The organism is Xanthocytophaga agilis, assembly GCF_030068605.1.
Taxonomy (GTDB): domain Bacteria; phylum Bacteroidota; class Bacteroidia; order Cytophagales; family 172606-1; genus Xanthocytophaga; species Xanthocytophaga agilis.
On sequence record NZ_JASJOU010000018.1, the window covers coordinates 49,005 to 69,053 of the forward strand.

The 20,049-nt window shown below is 41.5% G+C and carries 16 protein-coding genes; 4 read left to right on the plus strand and 12 right to left on the minus strand.

Annotated elements, in window-relative coordinates; genetic code table 11:
* The first annotated feature begins 126 nt into the window (after window positions 1-126).
* A complete protein-coding gene (locus QNI22_RS34105) occupies window positions 127-1,335 on the plus strand; it encodes an NUMOD4 domain-containing protein (protein WP_314518184.1) in 1,209 nt (402 codons plus the stop codon).
* A gap of 375 nt (window positions 1,336-1,710) precedes the next feature.
* Here the strand turns inward: QNI22_RS34105 and QNI22_RS34110 are convergent, their stop codons facing one another.
* From QNI22_RS34110 to QNI22_RS34135, 6 genes are all read right to left on the minus strand, one after another.
* The gene (locus QNI22_RS34110) at window positions 1,711-2,655 is read right to left on the minus strand and encodes a HipA domain-containing protein (protein ID WP_314518187.1); all 945 of its coding nucleotides are present in this window, start codon (window positions 2,653-2,655) and stop codon (window positions 1,711-1,713) included.
* Window positions 2,648-3,040: a HipA N-terminal domain-containing protein gene (locus QNI22_RS34115; protein ID WP_314518190.1), complete on the minus strand. Its 393-nt coding sequence runs from the start codon at window positions 3,038-3,040 to the stop codon at window positions 2,648-2,650. The genes QNI22_RS34110 and QNI22_RS34115 overlap by 8 nt, the downstream gene beginning before the upstream one ends.
* Window positions 3,041-3,067: 27 nt before the next feature.
* Window positions 3,068-3,274, minus strand: coding sequence for a helix-turn-helix domain-containing protein (locus tag QNI22_RS34120; RefSeq protein WP_314518193.1), 207 nt, complete (start codon window positions 3,272-3,274; stop codon window positions 3,068-3,070).
* Between the two features lie 748 nt (window positions 3,275-4,022).
* A complete protein-coding gene (locus QNI22_RS34125; protein WP_314518196.1) occupies window positions 4,023-6,602 on the minus strand; it encodes an ATP-binding protein in 2,580 nt (859 codons plus the stop codon).
* Window positions 6,603-7,311: 709 nt separating this feature from the next.
* Entirely contained in the window at window positions 7,312-7,863 is a 552-nt protein-coding gene (locus tag QNI22_RS34130) for a redoxin domain-containing protein (protein ID WP_314518198.1), read from the minus strand.
* Window positions 7,864-8,104: 241 nt separating this feature from the next.
* Window positions 8,105-9,631, minus strand: coding sequence for a sensor histidine kinase (locus tag QNI22_RS34135; protein WP_314518200.1), 1,527 nt, complete (start codon window positions 9,629-9,631; stop codon window positions 8,105-8,107).
* A 270-nt stretch (window positions 9,632-9,901) separates the two neighbouring features.
* On the opposite strand from QNI22_RS34135, the gene QNI22_RS34140 reads away from it, so the two are divergent.
* Entirely contained in the window at window positions 9,902-10,036 is a 135-nt protein-coding gene (locus QNI22_RS34140; protein WP_314518202.1) for a hypothetical protein, read from the plus strand.
* 920 nt (window positions 10,037-10,956) lie between these two features.
* Here QNI22_RS34140 and QNI22_RS34145 read toward each other — a convergent pair.
* From QNI22_RS34145 to QNI22_RS34160, 4 genes are all read right to left on the minus strand, one after another.
* A complete protein-coding gene (locus QNI22_RS34145) occupies window positions 10,957-11,400 on the minus strand; it encodes a BLUF domain-containing protein (RefSeq protein WP_314518205.1) in 444 nt (147 codons plus the stop codon).
* A gap of 1,113 nt (window positions 11,401-12,513) precedes the next feature.
* Window positions 12,514-15,282: an ABC transporter permease gene (locus QNI22_RS34150; RefSeq protein ID WP_314518206.1), complete on the minus strand. Its 2,769-nt coding sequence runs from the start codon at window positions 15,280-15,282 to the stop codon at window positions 12,514-12,516.
* The gene (locus tag QNI22_RS34155) at window positions 15,279-15,614 is read right to left on the minus strand and encodes a PadR family transcriptional regulator (RefSeq protein WP_314518208.1); all 336 of its coding nucleotides are present in this window, start codon (window positions 15,612-15,614) and stop codon (window positions 15,279-15,281) included. The genes QNI22_RS34150 and QNI22_RS34155 overlap by 4 nt, the downstream gene beginning before the upstream one ends.
* A 665-nt stretch (window positions 15,615-16,279) precedes the next feature.
* Entirely contained in the window at window positions 16,280-16,648 is a 369-nt protein-coding gene (locus QNI22_RS34160; protein ID WP_314518211.1) for a VOC family protein, read from the minus strand.
* Between the two features lie 123 nt (window positions 16,649-16,771).
* Between QNI22_RS34160 and QNI22_RS34165 the strand changes: the two genes are divergently transcribed.
* Window positions 16,772-17,368 carry a MarR family winged helix-turn-helix transcriptional regulator gene (locus tag QNI22_RS34165; protein ID WP_314518212.1) on the plus strand — a complete coding sequence of 199 codons (597 nt, stop codon included), beginning with the start codon at window positions 16,772-16,774 and terminating at the stop codon, window positions 17,366-17,368.
* Window positions 17,369-17,631: 263 nt separating this feature from the next.
* Here the strand turns inward: QNI22_RS34165 and QNI22_RS34170 are convergent, their stop codons facing one another.
* Both QNI22_RS34170 and QNI22_RS34175 read right to left on the minus strand, forming a co-directional pair.
* Complete coding sequence (locus QNI22_RS34170; protein WP_314518214.1) at window positions 17,632-19,095, minus strand: MFS transporter; 1,464 nt, start codon at window positions 19,093-19,095, stop codon at window positions 17,632-17,634.
* Window position 19,096: 1 nt separating this feature from the next.
* Window positions 19,097-19,660, minus strand: coding sequence for a TetR/AcrR family transcriptional regulator (locus QNI22_RS34175; RefSeq protein ID WP_314518216.1), 564 nt, complete (start codon window positions 19,658-19,660; stop codon window positions 19,097-19,099).
* Between the two features lie 116 nt (window positions 19,661-19,776).
* Between QNI22_RS34175 and QNI22_RS34180 the strand changes: the two genes are divergently transcribed.
* A complete protein-coding gene (locus QNI22_RS34180) occupies window positions 19,777-20,037 on the plus strand; it encodes a hypothetical protein (RefSeq protein WP_314518218.1) in 261 nt (86 codons plus the stop codon).
* Window positions 20,038-20,049 lie beyond the last annotated feature (12 nt).

The window sequence follows — 20,049 nt, forward strand, 5'->3', positions numbered from 1 at the left end:
GAACAAGTTGGAAAAACAAGGGTTAACTAGTATTATTACACTCATACTCTTTATCTCTGGTAGAATATACATAGTAGAGTATATATGTTTGAATATCCCTGTTAGATCATAATCCATGTTAGATAGATGAATACAGAGCCATTACATTCAGTTAGTCAGACTTCACCCACGCTGAGAAGATCCTATTATACAGAGATTCTGTCAAATTTGTCGCTCAATGATTTACCTTCTGAACAGTGGAAAGAAATTCCAGAGTACCAACATTATCAGATCTCCAATTATGGCCGGTTAAAATCACTTGCCCGACGGGTTGAAATGCCTCAGGGACGTTTTCGGATACAAACCGACCAGATCAAAAAAGTATTTGCAACCCGGCATACGAATAAGCATCTGAAAATAGAGCCCATCCATATCTTTTGCTCGCTTTGCAAAGAAGGGATCAAAAAGAATATATCAGTGGCTCGCCTGGTCTACTCTCTGTTTGTAGAACCATTTGATCTGAATGACTTTTCCAAAGTGGTTTCCTACAAGGATTCCAATGGAGAAAATGTGCATTATACCAATCTGGAACTATTAACCATCTCTGAGCAGAAATATAAGATGTTTCGTAAAGGACGGGCACAAAGCTGGCGTTCGGATCAGAAACAAGCCGTAGCTCAATATGCTATGGATGGAAAGCTCGTTGCAACGCATGAGAGTATCTATGCCGCAGAGTCAGCTACAGGGCTCAATACTGGAAGTATCTATATGGCCATAACTGGCAGATGCTTTAGTGCTGGAGGTTTTCGCTGGCTCCCGATTGATCAAAAAGAGCAGGCAAAACAGACTATTGCGTCTGGCAACGAAAAAAGTAAAGTTGTTTCTCCCTATAATCAGAAATTATGGCAGAAGTTAGGCTGCCCTCCTATTACTCCCAATGCGTTACCAGCCTGTTTGAATCTATCCATGGATACAATGCCTTCAGAAGAATGGAAACCGATTTATGGGTATGAAACCTTATATGAAATATCCAATCTGGGACGGGTTCGCAAAAAAGCAGGCTGGAATTCGGCCAGGGGACAAAAGATCTGGCTCCCCGCTCAGATTATGCATCTAAAATATGAAAAACGCGCGTTATCCATCGGTCTCACTCAACATCAGAGAAAGCGTTTTATTTCCATTACCAGACTTGTCTACTCTCATTTTATAGAAGCATTTGACATTTCAGATCGCCACATTTTGATTCTGGGAGCAGAGAATCCTCTTGATCTAAAAATCAGTCAGCTAAAAAAGGTAACAGCCAAGGAGCATAAACAACAAGTACATAAAAATCGTAAAGCAGCTCAATCCCTATAAGACCTTCAAGTTTTGATTCTTACTACTAAAAAAGTATATAACAAATGAATAAGTAAAATATCCTATCCAAGCATGGATGTAATCAAATATGGATGTAATATGGAATAAGAGCAGCTAATAGCTGGTACTATCACTGATCTGTAAAAACTGAAACCCATTGGCTTTTACTACCCCTGATAAAAAAGGTTCGAATAGTGGTTCGAACCTTTTACGAGTACTCATCTTCTGTGACTACATATAAGAGAAGCAGCTTTTCCATCCTTTTTCTGCGTCTTCATTGCTCTATTGGATTTTGATGGGAATCAAAAGGTAATCTCACAAAAGTAATCTCACACAAAAGGTAATCTCACCGGTTGGCCAGCTATTGCCGGTTGCTTATATGAAAAGGCTTGTCCGTTTATGTATTAATTCTTTGTAGGCTTTTTGCCGATCCAAATCCAGAAACGAACTTTCTATTAACTGAGTAGCTTCAGGCAACCATTTTACTAATTTTTTATACACTGAATTGATTTGTTTCTCATTTAATTTTAAAACAACACCACCCAAAATGTCAAAATACCCTTTATTGTAGTTTTCCTTTTTTCCCCCTAACAGTAAAGCTATGTCCTCCTTGTCTTTTGGCAATATCATTTTCACATTGATAAGATCGTAGAAAGGCGAAAGCACCCAACCCGCATCGGATAACAGCATTGAATAGTTTTTCAAGTGCATGTCGTTGTTTCCGATGATATAGTTGAAAACCGTCGATTCAAAAAAACGCAACTTGTCCAATAAGGTGTTTACAGATAATTCGCCAATAGTTTTTCCTAACATTTCCATAGTACCCATGTATTTATTTGCCAGCTCAAGAATTTGCAGAAAATCAATCATGTGATTTTTGGAGCCATCCGGGTTACGGTCAATTCGTTTGGTAATAAAACACAATTCCCCGGATTGCAATCGAATCATGTTGACAGGTACAGTGTCAATTTTGAATAATCTGGCTAATTTCATAGAAAGATGCTCATTTTCGGGCATTTGCGGATACTGCGCATTTTGTGGTTTCAAAATATACTGTCCCTCTAACGCATCCATAATCGTTAATCGCCCCTGATGGCCATCTTCCAGATTTTTTTTAATCCACCCCAATGACAATTTGGGTTGAACTCCCGGCACTGTGATGGATAAGAGTGCGGCTTCTTTGGCCAGTTTTTCCATTTCGGATAACCGATAGGGTAAAATCGGGGCAGCTTTGGTTCCGAAGAACTCTTTGATACACTTTGGATGATAGTCGATCTGATTTTCACTCAACTCCCTATAACAATATAAACACTTAGGCATTGCTTTCTATAATTACAGGAGGAACACTTATGACAGGATGCATGACAGGATCAACACTTATGACAGGATGGACACTTACTGCACCAATAGCATTCTGACAACAGGCAAGAAGAAGCCCCATACGATCATTTTTATTAACTTTCCAGCTTTCAGCTGCTATATTTAATAGCCATCCTTCAGGAATCAGTCCATCAAAAAACGGAAACAGCCTTTTGCTTCTGTATGGCCTGATAGTTACTGGCATTTTAAAGGTAATGAATTGCTTAGGATAGAGTTGTGCATACGTTTTCTCATACACAAAGACATACTCGCCACTGTCTTCTTCTGTCAAAATTCCTGCCTGTATAGTATTGTATTTAACTATCGCTTCTCGCATGACTTGCATTTATATATATGTTGTTTGTACTTACTGTCAGTATTTAGGGTTTATATTGATGGGACCCAAAATATGGCCAAATAGCTCTAGTACCTGATTTACCTTTGACACACTCAGGTTCTGCTTTCCTTGTTCAATCTTTCTAATTACAGTCAGAGCAACCCCTGCCCTTTCGGCAAATTCTTCCTGGGTCAGACCCAATTGCTTTCGTTTGCTCTTGACAAAGTCAGATAATTCCTTCATAGTATATGCTTTTGCATACAAATATAACAATAGTTATCATATTATATCTAATTACATATAATAAAAAGTATTAACATCATATTATATGTAATTAGATATAATTCAGATTCTTCCTCCGTTTTAAGACTCCTAGTTGCGATATGTCAAAGTTACTACTACATAGTGTGGGTAATTTATCTTTACTGAGTAAGCTGTAGTTATTTATTTTTCTATATGCAGCGTCCAAGTCATTGTCCTGGAATCTTCAGAGATAGCCAGTTCCGTGTAATTTCACCTGTGCATATCTGCATCTTTATTGGTTATAATCAAGTATGCCCTATTCCAATCAGAAGAACTAAAAACCCATATTGTCTAAACCAGCTGCTTTCTTGTGCCTTGTTTTTTTTCTTGCTTATCATTCTTTTTTGATCCCGTTTTTTTGGTTTTTCAGGCGTTTTATCTTTTGGAGTGCTCTTCACCACTTATCTTCACCACTTGTTTTTTCCTGAAGTTGTATTCTTTTTTGGTTCTCTTGTACTACCTCTATTCTGACTCTCTACAGAATGTTGATTTTCCTTTTTAGGTCTGTAGTATCCATAAAAATGATGACCTGGATTGTAATTTTCAGCAATTGTGAAGCGAGGATTGTAAAGGTATGTACTTTCCTGTATACATAATACGGGTATGCATAATATGCAAATAATTCGTCAATCCTTACAGATTGACGAGGGATAAGTAGCTAAAGGGAAAGGACGGTAAGTGGAAATAGCTAGAAAGCAGGAAAAAAGAGAGTGAATGTAGCTCCCTTACCTAGTTCACTACTTGCCATGATAGTTCCGCCATGATTAGTCACCACTTTCTCACAGATTGCCAATCCAATTCCTGTTCCGCTGTACTCCTGCTTGCTGTGTAAGCGCTGGAACATCTGAAAGATCCGCTCGGCATACGCGGGCTCAAATCCAATTCCATTGTCTGAGACCTCAATCCGGTGATAGTGTTGAAGGTATTGTTTGCTATTGCGGTTTATTCTACCTGCAATGGGTAAGGCCGAAGCGGAAATCAGCTGATACTTTACTTCTATGAAAGGGGCTACATCCGGCTTGTGAAATTTGAGCGCATTAGAAAGCAGATTCTGAAACAGTTGTGCTAACTGGGAAGCATCCCCCTCAATAACTGGTAAAGGATCAACCTGAATACGGGCTTGGGTTTCCTCCATGAGTAGCTCCAGCTCAATAAGAACTGAATTGATCACCTGGTTTAAAGGAACAGGTGCTAAACTGTCTTTTTGAGTCGAGATTTTTGAGAAGGTGAGTAGATCTCTGATCAGAATCGACATCCGGTTGGCCGCCGATTGCATGCGTTGTAGGAATTGAATGCCTTCGCCTAACTGAGCGCCATACTGGCTTTGCAACAGATTACCAAAAGATTGCACCTTTCGAAGGGGCTCCTGCAGATCATGGCTAGCAATCGATGCAAACTGCTCCAGATTTTCATTGGAGCGAGCCAGTAATTGATTGGCTTCCAAGAGATCTTCATTGGAATGTTTCAAATCCGTTAGCAAGTGCTCTTGTTGCTGCTGCAACTTTTTGACAGACGTAAAGTCATGAAAGGTAACGAGCAAATCCTCATCGAGCTTCCTGGCCGACACATCCATCCAAACATCGAACTCTTCAGTCAGATAATTCTGTTCAAAACGGATCGGTTCTCTGGTAAGCCATACCTGACAATACTTTTCAAATACCCCATTGCTAAAATATACCGGAAAACACTCTCCATGAAGCCTACCTATAAGTTGGTTTATAGGACTGGAGGCATAGCTGGCAAGGGCTTTATTGACAGTTTTAAAACGAAAATCAATAATAGTGCCTTCCTGGCTCCAAACCGGCTTAGCCAGAAAGATACCTGTTTGGGTGCTATCAATGACAGTTTGCAACTGAATGGCTGAGGCTTCAAGTGAGAGCTTGTCACGCCTGCTTTCGGTAATATCAATAAAAGTCTGAACCAACCCATTTTCGCCTAACGGAGCAATGGAAAGATGAAACCATCCCTGAAAAGCGTCTCTTTTGTAGTAAAATTCCGTTTGGGCAGCTTTACCGCTTTGGAGCACCTGGCAGTTGATTTGGAAGAGTTCTGAATCCAGAATACCAGGAAAAACTGTTGAGTATTTTTTACCTTCTGCTGCTTGCTGGCTTATTCCCAATATACGGCTAAAGGACTTATTGACTTTGATAATTTCAAAGTCTACCATCTCCCCATCCCTATCTCTCACTGCCTGATAGGCAAAGATACCATTTTGGGAGGCATCCAATATACTATCAAGCAAGAGGGTCTGCTGCTGGTTGATTTGCTCTTGTAACTTGGTTTGGGAAATGTCAATATAATTGAGCAGATATCCGTCTGCAAATTTAACAAAAGAATAGGCTATCCATTTTTTCAGATGGATAGAATAATATTCCAGGTATTCGGTTTTGTCCTGCTCGACGACCTGACGGCAAATGTCAAAAAAATGAGAAGTACCCTGACGCAATGCAATTAATTCTCTGACCGAATAGGTATAAAGCTCCTCTAGCGTAAACCCTGTAATTTCGGAGCATTTCCGATTACCAATCTTCATTCTAAAATCAACTATCTCTCCTTTTGTATCCCTGACCGATTCATAAAGAGCAGCTCCATAAGGAGAATGTTCTAGCAGATTATTCAAAAGTTGTGTCTGCCGTTCTTTTTCCATCTGAGCTTTTACCAGTTCGGTACGGTCACGGGTAATGCTTAAAACGCCATTATTAACCTTACTTCGCTGTACATTAAAATACCGGTCCAATAAAGGGCTGTGATAGGTAAATTCACTATGCTCACCACTATTCCACACCTGCAGACACTGTTCAAAAATACGACTTCGGGAAACAGGGTCCATTAATGGTGTTTCCAATACAGAAGAATGCAAAACCTGCTCCCGGTTTGCATTCAAAATTCGACAGGCGGCAGCATTGCAATAGGCTACCTGAAAATCAGTTACTATACGTAAATCGTTTCCTACAAGTATATCCGTTACACCAGCTGATTCTGTTTTATCAGCTGAGTCTGTCCTGTCAATGGATATGTTGAACTGGTGAACAGTCCGATCAGGAAAAGGCTTGTGTTGCAGATCACTATGCTGATTGCTGTCCAGGTTCGTATGGGAAGATGTTGACAGCATACTAGGCAGATCTTGCTTACTTCTATCCAAGTCTGAAAAGACAGGTATAAACCAGACTACGGAATCAGGCTGACTATCAAATAGCTGTGAAATTAATAATTCGTTTTGGTGCTCGGGATACATCAACTTATCTTCATTCATCTTATCTTGGTTCATCGCAGTTAGTTATAAAATGGTAGAATAGAATAAGACTTTGCCCTGAACGCTTTCTCTGAATGCTTTCCCTAAATGCAGTTTGATCTCAGACCACAGTTCAGATAAGATTGGAATAAGATACTATTGAAGCATCGCATCGGGCAATCCCTTTTCTGAAGACATTAAACCGAGCAATAGTAAAAACCGTGCTCTTTATTTCTAAACTTCCCTGCCTATTTGTTACTCTCTCATGCTGCCCTATCAGTTTTACCATTATGTTTAACCCATACTGATAGGCATTTGCTTAGCATTCAACTAATGAAACTATAATTTGTTCAAATTCTTTTGATAAACAGGTCTGCAAAGAAACACATGTAGTAGACTTTGTTTAATAGTAGCTAAACAAGTAAGATAGTATCTTACGAACAAAAATAAGGATAAGTTCCAACCGTTAACTTATTTCTATTACATATCTTCTGTGCAATGCACTTATACTATGCACCTAGGATGACTGGGAGGATATATCAGCAGGATATTTGCAGAATCGATGTTAGTAAAATCCTTCAGATACAGATTGTATCGGATTATGTGTAGAATTGTGTGGCCGAAATGATTGATGATCCTCTTTCTTATGGCTGGTGTGTTACTAAGTCTAGTGCATCCGTTTAAGTACATCGTTCCATTGCCAAGCCTTTAAATGAAAGAATACTCAATTAGGTTACAGAGTATGCTACTTTTTTTCAACGAAAGCTCTTATTTTCTCAACACTCATACGATCGTTCAAACGCTCAGAATAATGAACCTGCTCAATAATGAGGCCTTCAGATAATAGGAATTCAGCAGGCATCGTATTAAAGGCCTCTCCTTCAGCCATCGCATGTAGCGGTACACCCAGCGAGGAGGCTTTAAACGCTGTTTGTACAAAAGAAGAAATATGACTCATAGTGGCTTTATAGCTGGAAGGCTCGAGTCCATAGGCACTGTACCATCTTTTTTCAGGGTCAGAAATCAAAGGGATTGGGGAAATTTCTTTGTGAAAAATACTTTGTAACAAGACATTTTCTGGCGATTCAAAGAAAAAAATCATCTCAAGGCCTTTTTCGAGTAATTCTTCCCTTACTTTCAACAGTTTATGAACTCTAATATTACAAAACGGACAACCAGCATGTCGGAAAAAGCCAACAAATACTTTTTTATCCTTATACTCTTCCAGATCTATCATTCTTCCATAAATATCTTTTAATCTAAATACTGGCGCAGAAAGATTTTGTACTAGTTTCATTGACTTTTTTATTTTACACAATCTAAGTATTAATACTTAACTATACTTAGTAGGTAACCTAAGAATCAAAAGGATAGATTAGTACAGGAGCTAGGTGTAATAGCTAGGCATAGTAGGGAGTCAATAGTTAAATGGGACTTACCGCTTATAAAGTCTGATTGTACTTTGTCTGCAAAGTATGAATATAGATTATAAATTAGGATAAAGCGCTATCAAAGACTATATATGTAAATATATAGAATCAATCTTTTAATACAGGGCATTCTACAGGTAAAAATAGCGTAAAGGTAGCTCCCTGTCCTATCTGGCTTGAAGCAATAATAGCACCTTGATGGTTAAGAACCACTTTCTGACAAATGGCAAGTCCTATACCGGTTCCTTCATATTCGTTTTTACTGTGTAAGCGCTGGAATACCTGGAAGATACGCTCGGCATACTCAGCTTCAAAACCGATCCCGTTATCTGAAATGACGATACGGTGATACAACTGCGAGCTGTGTCCTATTCGTACTGCAGCTGGAAGCTCTTCTTTTGTAACCTTTTGGTAGTGAATGGTAATATAAGGTGGTATATCCTTAAGGCGAAATTTTAATGAGTTACTCAACAGGTTTAGAAACAGTTGTTCAAGCTGTAAGCTATCGCCTGTTATAACAGGCAACGGATCAATCTGAATTTGGGCAGCAGTTTCTTCGATACGAAGTTCGAGTTGCGTTAAGACGTTGTGTAGTACCTGATCTAAAGCTACCCGGCCAAGTGGCTGTTGAGAAGCAGTTAACTTGGATAAAGTAAGCAAGTCCTTTATCAAAGTTGACATGCGATTGGCGGCTGATTGCATCCGTTCCAGAAGAGAGATGCCCTCACCTAATGCCTCACTGTGTTTGATTTTGAGCGTATGAGCGAAAACCTGAATCTTGCGAAGTGGTTCCTGCAGATCATGTGAGGCCATATAAGCAAATCGTTCCAGTTCAGTATTGGAATAATGTAATTGTTCATTGGTAATAAGTAATTCTTCATTGGTAGTTTGTAGTTCCTCATTGGTGTGAGCCAGTTCGTCATTGGTATGAGCCAGTTGTTGATTAGTCTGCTGGAGCTGCTCATTAAGCAGGCTAAGCTGACTTTCATATTCGACTCTTTTCTGAAGCAGATACTTTATCACCGTAAAGGTTAACAGAACGATGAGTACATAGGAGATAATAATCCAATACATACTGTATTGTGCTCTTAAAATCGATTGATCCAGCTCCCTGGTTCGTATCCCGAGCAATGTTTTTTCTTCCTGTTCAAAGATAAAGAGCAACTGTTTGATCTGATCCATTCGTTGTTTTCCTACCTTTGAATGATAAAACTCATTCATTTTCTCAGGGTGTGTATTGGTTAATTCAATACCTTGTACGGTAACCTCTAGTTTTTTTTGGACAGCCTGCCGAATGGCCGGGATCCTGGCCTGCTGGGTAGGATTATCTTTGGTAAGACTTTCCAGTCTGATAATGGAATACTCCACTGAGTCAATCCCTTGAAAGTAGGCTTCCAGATAGGTACTGTCTTTCGTTAACGAGTACCCTCTCTGTCCGCTTTCGGCATCTTTGAGCAAGGATAAAACAGTTTCAGTAGTTAATAAGACCTGATTGGTATGGTTGACCCATTTACTTTTATCAATAAGCATATGCATGCTTCGGTAAGCCAATAGTCCGGTTAGCAACAGCACCAATGCACCTGTCAGGTAAGCTATAAAAAAAGTGATGCGAAGTTTGTGATCTTTCTGAGCCATAAACTTTGTAAAATTACCGCCTCATCTGTCTCCTCTCAGGCAAAACACTACTAAGGGAGCGTTCTAAGTTGGTCATTGGTAAACATCCATGCCATGTTAACTATCCCTATAAAGTGGTATATATATGCTGTAGTATATATATGATTTATTCACTATCAGTGTAACAATACTCAACAGTGTCTCTTTTTCCTCAAGTATCAATGCTTCTACAGTTATCTGATCCTATAGGATTACCTGGATTGATAAGCCATATAAGCCTGTCTTAAAAATTTGAGTCTTTCTATTCACACATTACCATCTTTAGCATATCCATTATTTAGCGTATCCGTTATTCATCGTATCTGCTATTCATCGTATCCGTTTGACGGACTGCCTGAACTGGGTGCTTATCCAAATGGATACTAAGAATTCTCAACGAAAGAGCAAGTGTATCGCTACTGTATTGCTTGTTGTAGCCTAGGGATTGTTGCACTGCTAACGTCTCAATAGTGAGTCAAATAGAGTCGCAATACAACCGATTGCTTACTTTCAATCTATAATCATGTTTTTTTACTATAATCCTCAATCATGTTTTCACCATAATCATGTTTTCACCATAATCCTGTTTTTGCTACCGTTTTTTGTTCTGATATCCAAAAAAATCATTCCCTTATTTTTGACCTGGATTCAAGTCCGATACCTTCCTCAAACGATTATCCATCCCGAATCTGCTTTCTTGGGCGTGCTCTCAATTGTGTTCTTTATCTCAATTGTGGCCTTCAGATCAGTTCCTTTTGAAAGCAAAATACCCTAAGCATGATACCTTGGTTAAAAGCATACTGGCAAAGGGGTCTTTTTAAAGATCATATTCTTTATATGGTATTGGGCATTGATGCAAGCCTGCTGGTAACCGTTTTGTATTGTAGCTGTTGGTCGTTTCTTATTTGTTGGTCGTTTCTTATCCGACATACTGTTATCAAGCCATACGGTAGTCATTGTATTTTTGCAAAATACTACATCTGCAGGCCGACTGTGGTTTTTCGATTGGCTGTCGGCAAAACAAATTGTTCTGTAGTAAGCATATAATACGAAACTAGTAGAGTAGCAGCAAAGTAACTGGAAATGGGTTCAATCAGCCTGGCGGAAATCCCCACTCTCTGAGAAATACCTACTCTCTGAATAAGTTCTTGCCAGCAGTGCCCCAGAGCGGATGGATAAGAGCTCGTAGCAGAATGGGCGCGTTGGATGTGATTCGGTTTTTACTGACCCGTTACCAATTTGTCCCCAAAGGACGAGGCGAGAACCGCTGCCCGAAACTGTTTCGGGCAGCGGTCATGCCTTGCAGATTATGCCTTTACAGGCTGGGCAATCGGTTCGAAAAACTTTTTAAGCAGTATCAGTGCCCGTGAGTCGGATTGAGTCTGTCCGGTCAGTAATTGTTGGAATGTCTGCTTGTCCTGGCCGGTGATATCGGTTCTGAATGCCAGTTCACTGTGGGAAAGAGCTTTGGTAGCCATATGCCAGCTGGGGAAAGCCCGCTCGGAAACAGGCCCGTAGCAGATCATACGAACCTGCCCGTGCCGTGGATCGGTTTTGATCTGGTCGTACAGGCTCAGAATTGTCTTTGCATCCCCTTCCAGATACTGAATGAAGTTGGTTTCCGAATAGAGCAGTACCCCGGTGATGTCCAGGCTTGCATTGTTTTTCTGGCATGAGGCCACTATTTTTTCGATCTCGGCTGCAGTGCAACTGCTTTTTCGCGAGGAAACGTAAACCAATTGTGATAACATAAGAATGTAAAGGATATATGTTAAAATAAATTAAAATTATAGATTAAAATTGGCAGTCAAGAAAACATGCAGTCAAAGACCACTGCAGGCAGGAAACAATGATGGTGCATCTCTGATATGTAATGCCAATGACATTCTCTTAGCTGAATACAACAAACCAGCTATAGGTAACTATATATAAATGCAACCTCGACAGTGATCAGACACAAGATAATAATAAGTGCCAGCCGGGCACGAGGTTGGGGCTGGTCAGGCAACAACTGGTCAGGTAGTAGGCAGCGGCTCCTGCAAATCATAGTAGGCCACAAAGCAAAGCGTTCCAGCTTGGAAGCCTGCAACTGGTGGTTGGCTTTTGGTCAGCCAGTGCCCGATTAGACTTTCCCGCTTAGACTTACTGAGCTGCCCGGTCCGTAGGTGATGATTTCCCCCCAGCTTTTGGGGGAATGTCTTTTGCGTTATGATTCGACCAAAGGAGTTGGTCACTGGCTTAGCCCGAGGAATGCCAGCGGTACTGTCCGGCGTCATTTCTGAGCGCAACTCGTGATGAAGCAAATAATCACTGACAACCATGATTCGTAAGCTGTTCAGTCTGCTTCCTTGTTCTGGAGATGCTTCATGTATTCCCACGAATCCCACATATTTTCCACTCTGGAATACTCCCTTCACCTGCTGGAAAGCTACTCGTTGGTATCTGTCATGTCCGAGACCCAGACTACCCATCTACATTGAGCAGATACAGGATTGAGCAGATACAGGGGACTAACCTGCTGGAGAAGTACCAATCCATAAGTATCGTACAGACAAACAATCAGATGCAGAAATGAATTTGCAAACAAGGCCAAAAGGAACGTGTCTAATCCGGATTCATACCAACAAAGGCGTTTCTGTGCAAGAGGTAGTTGTTGAGTAAAATCAATTTTATCTCAGAAAAGAATCTGAGATAGAATTATACGATAGTGGAAAACACCTTAGTGTAGAGTGGATTTATCAGAATATGCAATTTTGCATATTGGTCTGGCAAAAAGGAACATTATGTATTAATTGAGTCTTATCGGTCATACCAGCCCGAAAACATGTCTTCTCAAGCTCTTTTGACTTTACTCTTTTCAAGACTCATTCGGTTCGCAGGCTTTTGACCGGGTTGGCCAACGCCGTTTTGATCGCCTGATAGCTTACAGTGAGCAATGTGATGAGCAGCGCCGCTGCGGCAGCCACCACAAAAATCCACCACGATAGTTCAATGCGATAGGTATAGGTTTGCAACCATCGGCTTAAAAAATACCAGGCAATGGGCGTTGCCAGCAGACAAGAGACAACAACCAGCACGAGAAAGTCTTTGGAAAGCAATTTCCACAGATTCCCTACGCTGGCTCCGAGAATTTTGCGAATGCCGATTTCCTTTCGGCGCTGCTCGGCTGTAAATGAAGCCAGTCCAAAGATGCCCAGGCACGAAATAAAAATGGCTAGAACCGCAAATACCGATGCCAGCTGCCCGATTTGTTGCTCGGCACTGAACTTGCGTCCGTATTCGGAATCTACAAACTGATAATCGAAAGCAGCAGAAGGAACAATTCGTCTGAACACTGCTTCGATGGCTGGAAGTGCTTGAGTGGCGCTTACTGTAGGGCTGATCTTTAGAACGATGCGATTGGTTTCTCTATGTGTTGCATCCAGGAAAAAGAAACCTCGCTTGACCGGCTCATAGGGCGACTGCATGACCATATCTTTGACAATACCCAGCACACGCCACGAGCGGCTGTTGTCGTTGTATTTAATCGTTTGACCAATCAAATTCTGAATTGAGGACTTAGCCGGACTAATGTATCTGGCGGCAGCTTCGTTGATGATCACACCGGTTGAGTCAGTGGAAAATTCCTTGGAAAAATCGCGACCAGCTATAAACTGCCAGCCTACGGTTTTGCCAAAATTATGGGAAACCCGGATTACTGAAAAATCGGAAGCCAGCTCGGGATCTTTGCCTGTCCAGGTGTAGCCGCCCGAGTTGTTCCAAACGGCGGTGAGCGGACTGGACGAATAGGCAACATCAGACACCATTCCTGTATTGATCAATTGACTGGTGAGTACCTGCTGCCTGCCTTTGTAATTGGGATCATTGTGAGGCACATGAATCAATCCCTCCCGGTTGTAACCCACTGGCCGATTCTGGGCGTGCTGAATTTGCCGGTACACAATAATTGTTCCGATGATCAAAGCAACAGAAACGGTAAACTGAACCACCACCAATAGTTTGCGGGGCAAAGCTGCGTAGCGACCCTGGCGCAGGGTGCCCTTGAGCACTTTGATCGGTTGAAAGGAAGAAAGATAAAATGCTGGATAAAGTCCTGCCAGAAAACCAGTGAGCAACAAAAATACAAGGCAGACCAGCCAGAACAGCGGCTTGTCAAGTGGAAACGTAATGTCTTTGCTTGCCAGTTGATTAAACCAGGGTAATGACAGTACAGTTAATACCACAGAAGCCACAAAGGCCAAGCAGGCAATCAGAAGCGATTCGCCAAGAAACTGACCGACCAGCTGGCTGCGCACAGATCCAATGGCCTTGCGAATACCAACTTCCCTGGCCCGTTTTTCGCTACGGGCCGTACTCAGATTCATAAAGTTGATACAGGCCAAAAGCAACACAAACACACCAATAATACCAAACAACCAGACAAAGGTAATGCGGCCCCCAACAGCGATGCCATTTTCAAATTCGGAGTACAAATGCCACTGCTTCATCGGATATAAAAACAACACAGGCTTGTATTTGGCTATATCCTTTGCAAAATCTTTGGGAAATTGCCTGGCATAAAAATTTCGGATTGCCGCATTGGCCGTTTCGACAGAGGTGTTGGGCGCAAGTTGTACAAAGATGGTAAACGAACTGTTGTCCCACTTGTTGACGCATTCTTTCACCCAATCGTTAGAGGAGACCCACAAGTCCCAGGGTGCAAAAAACTCTAAATCGCCGAAGCTGGTATTCTGCGGCAAATCTTCAAACACGCCCGTAACCGTTACATCTATCCGATTATCAATTTTCAGGGTTTGGTTGATCGGGTTTTCATTGCCAAAAATGGCTTTTGCTTTGGATGCTGAAAGAATCACCGAATGCGGATCGCTTAGCGCAGATGCGTTGCCATTCAGCATCTTGAGTGAAAGCATATCAATCACACCAGGTTCAATGAACCTGCCGTAGGAAGGTATCTTTTTGTCTCCATATGAAACAGTAAAATCGCCCGCCCAGAATGTCATCAGAATGTGTTTGAAATAGGGTTTATAGTTACCTTTCAACGCGGTGCCCAATGGAATTTGTATTGATTCGCCTGTAGTGGTAACTCCTGTGCCGGGGTAGGTGCTGAAATGCCGTATCTGTGCAATATCGGCATAGTTGGGATGGGAGGTATCGTAGCTCACTTCGTCATAGACCCACAAGCCGATGAGCGTTGCCACGCACATGCCGACAGCCAGTCCGCCAATGTTAATGAAAGAATAAGCTTTGTTTTTGAAAAGATTACGAAGGGCGATTTTCAGGTAGTTGCGCAGCATGATGGTGTCGATTGCAAGTGGATGGATTGGTATGTTTGAATGGATGGATACAGGAGCAAGCAGGGAAGTAGATACCGGTGAATGAACCGGCATGGAAGAGGAGCTTTCTCTTTTGCCCAAAAGAGGCATCCGTCCGAATGGCCTCAGCAGCCGCAGGGCATTGTAGACATAGCACCAGTCGGCAGTCCGCTTGCCACGGGTCTGCAGCCAATAAACGTACAGTTCGGCTAGATCCCCCTGCACCTCTTCCAGGTCCTGATCCGGGCAGAACCGTTCCAGTAACGCTTCCGCCCAGCGGGGCGGGGTCTTCCGATGTGGATTGATAGGGCTTTGCTTCATATGCCTTTAAGCTGGAGGTTTTTCGGAATCAGCGACCAGTACCGGTTACGCAACTGCTGAATATCTTCCAGGGCGCGGTAACCGGCCAGAGTGATGGCAAAGTAGCGTTTCCTCCGCCCACCCCTTTGGGCGGTGGCCCCTCCCATCCAGGAGGAAAGAAAGCCCTTTTCTTCCAATCTCTTCAGGGTGGTGTGCACGGTGCTGAAGTCGACACTTCGCCCGGTCTGTCTTTCTATTTCCTGAGTGATGATAGCCCCGTAGGACGGCTCGGGTAGGACGGCTATGGTTAGCAGCACTACTTCCTCAAATTCTCCCAAATAGGTTCGTGTCATATGCTTTCCTAAAAAATCATTCTGTCAAAGTATCCAGGAAAAGTGTTTGTTAAAAGTGTCTGTTAAAACTTTCCGGCAATGACCCGTTGCATTGCCATCAAATGCCCGGTAGAATTGTATGGTTATTTCTTTGGGTTTTGTAGATCAAATCGTGGGCCAAAACCAAAAAATCTCTTAAACTCTCATTTACGGCCCTAAAACCTGATTTAGGTAAGTATCCCTTGTCCGAATGCGGACAATTTCTGTACGTAACTGAACACTAGGTAGCTAACAGGGCATAAACTTTACTAAGCACGGACACCTGCCAAGCACAGAGTCAATAATGGAGAATGGCAATAAGCAGGAGTTAAGCACAAACTGACCCTAAATCCTAAGCTTGACAAACGACTAAGTTTACTCAAGCCCACAGGATGAAGAGCTTCAGTGCAGGAAAAAAACTCAGGGTGGGTTTGAACTGCGGAAGTAATTACTATCCTGTTTGGTTAAAAAATCTCCATGGGTTTTCAGATACGTTTCTATTCTGGTAGTAACTTCTCCCTGGTAAAATAAGACCATATACTATTTGATCGGTTCTTACCTGATGCAGTCTTTATTTTATAGAGTTTACTCCTTCCGGCAGCAACAATATATAATTTAACACTATCGGCTAGCCACATCCGCTTCGATTATTGATCCTTATTCATCCAAAAGCGTAGGATGTTGCCATCCGGATCGGTAAAGCTGGCAATATAAGCCCCTTCTCCCAAATCCATAATAGGATGGAGTAGCTTAATATCGTGGGTGGCGACAAAACTTTCTATATCGTCTACCACAAAAGAGAGTACGATTGTCTCGTTTGGCTGCTTATTCTCTTTTCCTTTAAGCACCGCGTAGTGAATACCATTATAATCACATTCCCAATGTTCCGGCATGTTACCATGACGGTTAAGTACTAAAGGTATACCTAACACGTTTTTATAAAATCTTGCCAACCGTTCCGGCTGAGCAGATGACATGATGACTCCTGTCAATCCCTTTACGAATAAATTTTCCATAATTATATCATGTATGATGTTTATAATCACAAATATATATCATGAATGATACAATAACATCATATATGATGTTATTTTTTATTTTTACGATAAATAGGATGCATATGAACAAATAGGATATATATGAACAAAACAGTCGAGTTAGTTAACCTATGGGCTAAGTATGAGCAGGAAAATCCTGCTGCTGAATTAAGTCAGTTTTGCCAAGCCTATTTGATCAGTCAGGAGCAAAAAAATAAAAAGGCTGACTTTTGGCAGTCACCCATTCCACCTGATAATATCAGTATGCTCACTAAGCTTATTGGAAGGATTGCCAAACTTCACCATCTCTATGCTGTTATAGCCTTTAAGGAATGTGGCATCAGTAGTTTTGACGAGTTTTTATATCTTAACTCGATTGCCACTGCACCCAATTCAAAGAAAACCAATGTCATTTTAGCCAATTTCAATGAGTTGTCATCTGGTTTACTGATCCTTGACCGGTTAAAGAAAGCTAACCTGATTGCAGAAAAGGAAGATGAGCTGGACAAGAGAAGTAAACCCATATCGATAACCAAAGAAGGGGCAAGGGTATTAGAAGCTTGCTATCAAAAATTAAGTCAAGTCAACCAGATGTGTTTTGGCCAGTTAACCCAGGAGCAAATACAACTGGGTATACAATTGTTGCAACCTATTGAGGCTTCACTTGCCAAGCAATGGTTAGCGGACAAAAAAAGATAATAGGAAAGAATATGCTTAGTTTATATGTAGATGTCAGAGGAAGTACATCAGTAATGATAGATCTTTTCTAGGATAAAATTCAGTCAGATTCAAGCAAGTAAAATAGATAAAATGTTACCGCTTAAGTAATTCAGGGCTTACATATCTATATTCATGTAACCAAGATGCATTCAACCATTTTTCCATTGCCTCACCCTGGTCGGAATTAGTAGAAAACACATACCCAAAGCCTTTCTGTCCGTTAATCTTTTTGTTAATGTTTGTTAATCAGCAGAGATAAACTGATCTTTTGGTTTTGAGATTGCAAGCGGGTTTGTATTGGAAGAAGAGGGATTTTCTGACTGGCTTTGACCGATTGTATCTGGAAGCAAATACAACATCAATCCTACCAAGGCAACGCAAACCAGTAATCCAAGCAAACCCGCATGGTAAGCTGCTTGCCAGCCATCCTTGGAGAAATAAAAGAAAATCCCTCCTAGTATACTGATCCCTAGCGCGGAAGCTGTTTGCTGAAAAGTTGAATAAACTCCTGCTGCCGCGCCTGCATAGTGTGTCGGAACGTTTTTAAGGGCAATATTCAGCAGCGATGGGAGCACAAGTCCATTGCCAAGTCCCCATACTCCCGTTAGCCCGATAATAAGCCAGGCACTCATTCCCGGTTTCCAAAACTCCAGCTGCAGGTAAAAGGCTAAAGCCAAGATACCAACGCCTGTTTGCAAAACACGTTTTCCGAACCTGATTATCATTTTGGAGGCCACAATCGAAGAGACAACAAATAAGATTCCCGGTGCAACAAAATAGAGTCCACATTGCAGTGCAGAAACACCGATGCCGTTCTGAAGATAGACCGCACTCAACAGCAGGTAGGCTGTATGCAACATAAAATGAAACAATACTGCCATCAGGCCAATATTGAAGTCTTTTATCTGAAACAGTCTTACATCAATCAAAGGGTTTTTATTGTGGACAAGCTTGTATTTTTGATTGTAAATAAAAAATACAAAAATACCAAATGACAAAACAATTAATCCTATACTCCATACAGGCCAGCCTGCTTCCCGGCCCTGGATCAAGGGGTAAATAAGACAAAATAGCGCTACTGTCAGAATTACTATCCCTGTATAGTCAAATGCTGTACTTTGATGTTTTTGGGTTTCACTCACATAGGTGTGGGTAGTCCAAAGTGTAACCATACCAATTGGCAGGTTAATGAAAAACACAAGTCGCCAGCCTTCTATCACCCAGTGAGTGTCTGATAAATATCCTCCCAATACCTGGCCAATAACGGCTGCCACGCCAAGTGTAATCCCAAATAAGCCAAATGCTTTGGCTCTTTCTTTTGTATCGGTAAAAAGTATTTGTATGAAAGCAATCGTTTGGGGAACCATAAATGATGCACTCAGTCCCTGAAAGAACCGGGTCAGATTAAGTTGAAAGGCAGTCATAGAAAGTCCGCACAGACAGGAAGTAACTGTAAAAAAGAACATTCCCCAGAAAAAAACCTTCTTACGTCCAAAATGATCCCCTGCCCTGCCGCCTGTGATAAGGAATGCTGCATAGCCCAGAAGATATCCTGCAATTACCAGCTGAAGTTGGGCATTGGTTGCATGTACTCCTTTTTTGATTGAGGGAATGGCCACATTGATAATAAATACATCGATGACAGAAAGCAACGGTGCTGATAATACAATAATCAGTTCCAGCCATTTATTTGTTAGCTGTTTCATATCAGATAAGTTTTTGAATGATGTTTTTTGCAGATTCTATTTCACTGGGTTGTTTAAAAACAGAGCCTATGGCGATGGCACCCTCTAAGGAGAGAAAGATAGTCTGTGTCAGTTCCTGATCGGTCAATAGCTTTTTGTGCCCTGAATTGGCCACAAGTGCGGCTATGAAATCTTTACTATGCTGCTTTGCCTGCTGTATCTGTGATAGGACACGAGGATCACTCATGCCTGCTTCATCATTTGCCTTTATGAATGGACACCCCCCAAACTGACGTAGTTGCTGCCGTTCCATATGGTAGTCAAAAATAGCCAGTAACTTTTCCTTCGGATCTGCCACCTGGTTAATGACAGTTTCAAACCTGTCAAACCAGCGTTCATGTGTGCGCTTTATATAGGCAATAAGCAAGTCGGTTTTAGTCTGAAAATGGTTGTACAAAGATGCCTTAGCAATATCGGACTCTTCTATCACCTGGTTAATGCCTGTATTACAATACCCTTGCGTGTAAAAAAGTCTTTCGGCTGTATCGAGTATCTTATCAGTTACTATTTGTCCTCGTTGTTTCATAGCACAAACATACAATAAATAGACAAATCTGTCTATTTATTGTATGTTTTTTTGAAAGAAATTTCGCTCGTCAAAAAGCATAAGATAGATGAGCCGTTTATGTTGCGAGTGCTTCTATGGTGGTAAATGCTCTATATTGGTCAGAAGGCATTACCAAATGTGAGAGTAGATCACTAAGCATTCCGCTTCAGGCAGGCAAACGGTATTATATTGAAGCTCTTCATAAAGAAGCCACCAGTGGTGATAATCTGGCAGTGGGCTGGCAAACACCTCTGATGGCAACGACAGCCACTCCGGTAGTTATACCAGGCACCTGCCTGTCTCCCTATGGAATAAGCGGAGCCAGAGAAGTCACAGCTGATAGAGAGAACAAGTAATCAACGCCGAAA

What these genes read in the sequence shown, in the direction of transcription:
- QNI22_RS34130 (WP_314518198.1), bottom strand. Translation starts at nt 7,863, where the DNA reads ATGAAACTAGTACAAAATCTTTCTGCGCCAGTATTTAGATTAAAAGAT.
- QNI22_RS34110 (WP_314518187.1), bottom strand. Translation starts at nt 2,655, where the DNA reads ATGCCTAAGTGTTTATATTGTTATAGGGAGTTGAGTGAAAATCAGATC.
- QNI22_RS34165 (WP_314518212.1), top strand. Translation starts at nt 16,772, where the DNA reads ATGAACAAAACAGTCGAGTTAGTTAACCTATGGGCTAAGTATGAGCAG.
- QNI22_RS34160 (WP_314518211.1), bottom strand. Translation starts at nt 16,648, where the DNA reads ATGGAAAATTTATTCGTAAAGGGATTGACAGGAGTCATCATGTCATCT.
- QNI22_RS34155 (WP_314518208.1), bottom strand. Translation starts at nt 15,614, where the DNA reads ATGACACGAACCTATTTGGGAGAATTTGAGGAAGTAGTGCTGCTAACC.
- QNI22_RS34105 (WP_314518184.1), top strand. Translation starts at nt 127, where the DNA reads ATGAATACAGAGCCATTACATTCAGTTAGTCAGACTTCACCCACGCTG.
- QNI22_RS34180 (WP_314518218.1), top strand. Translation starts at nt 19,777, where the DNA reads ATGGTGGTAAATGCTCTATATTGGTCAGAAGGCATTACCAAATGTGAG.
- QNI22_RS34170 (WP_314518214.1), bottom strand. Translation starts at nt 19,095, where the DNA reads ATGAAACAGCTAACAAATAAATGGCTGGAACTGATTATTGTATTATCA.
- QNI22_RS34145 (WP_314518205.1), bottom strand. Translation starts at nt 11,400, where the DNA reads ATGTTATCACAATTGGTTTACGTTTCCTCGCGAAAAAGCAGTTGCACT.
- QNI22_RS34175 (WP_314518216.1), bottom strand. Translation starts at nt 19,660, where the DNA reads ATGAAACAACGAGGACAAATAGTAACTGATAAGATACTCGATACAGCC.
- QNI22_RS34135 (WP_314518200.1), bottom strand. Translation starts at nt 9,631, where the DNA reads ATGGCTCAGAAAGATCACAAACTTCGCATCACTTTTTTTATAGCTTAC.
- QNI22_RS34120 (WP_314518193.1), bottom strand. Translation starts at nt 3,274, where the DNA reads ATGAAGGAATTATCTGACTTTGTCAAGAGCAAACGAAAGCAATTGGGT.
- QNI22_RS34115 (WP_314518190.1), bottom strand. Translation starts at nt 3,040, where the DNA reads ATGCAAGTCATGCGAGAAGCGATAGTTAAATACAATACTATACAGGCA.
- QNI22_RS34150 (WP_314518206.1), bottom strand. Translation starts at nt 15,282, where the DNA reads ATGAAGCAAAGCCCTATCAATCCACATCGGAAGACCCCGCCCCGCTGG.
- QNI22_RS34125 (WP_314518196.1), bottom strand. Translation starts at nt 6,602, where the DNA reads ATGAACCAAGATAAGATGAATGAAGATAAGTTGATGTATCCCGAGCAC.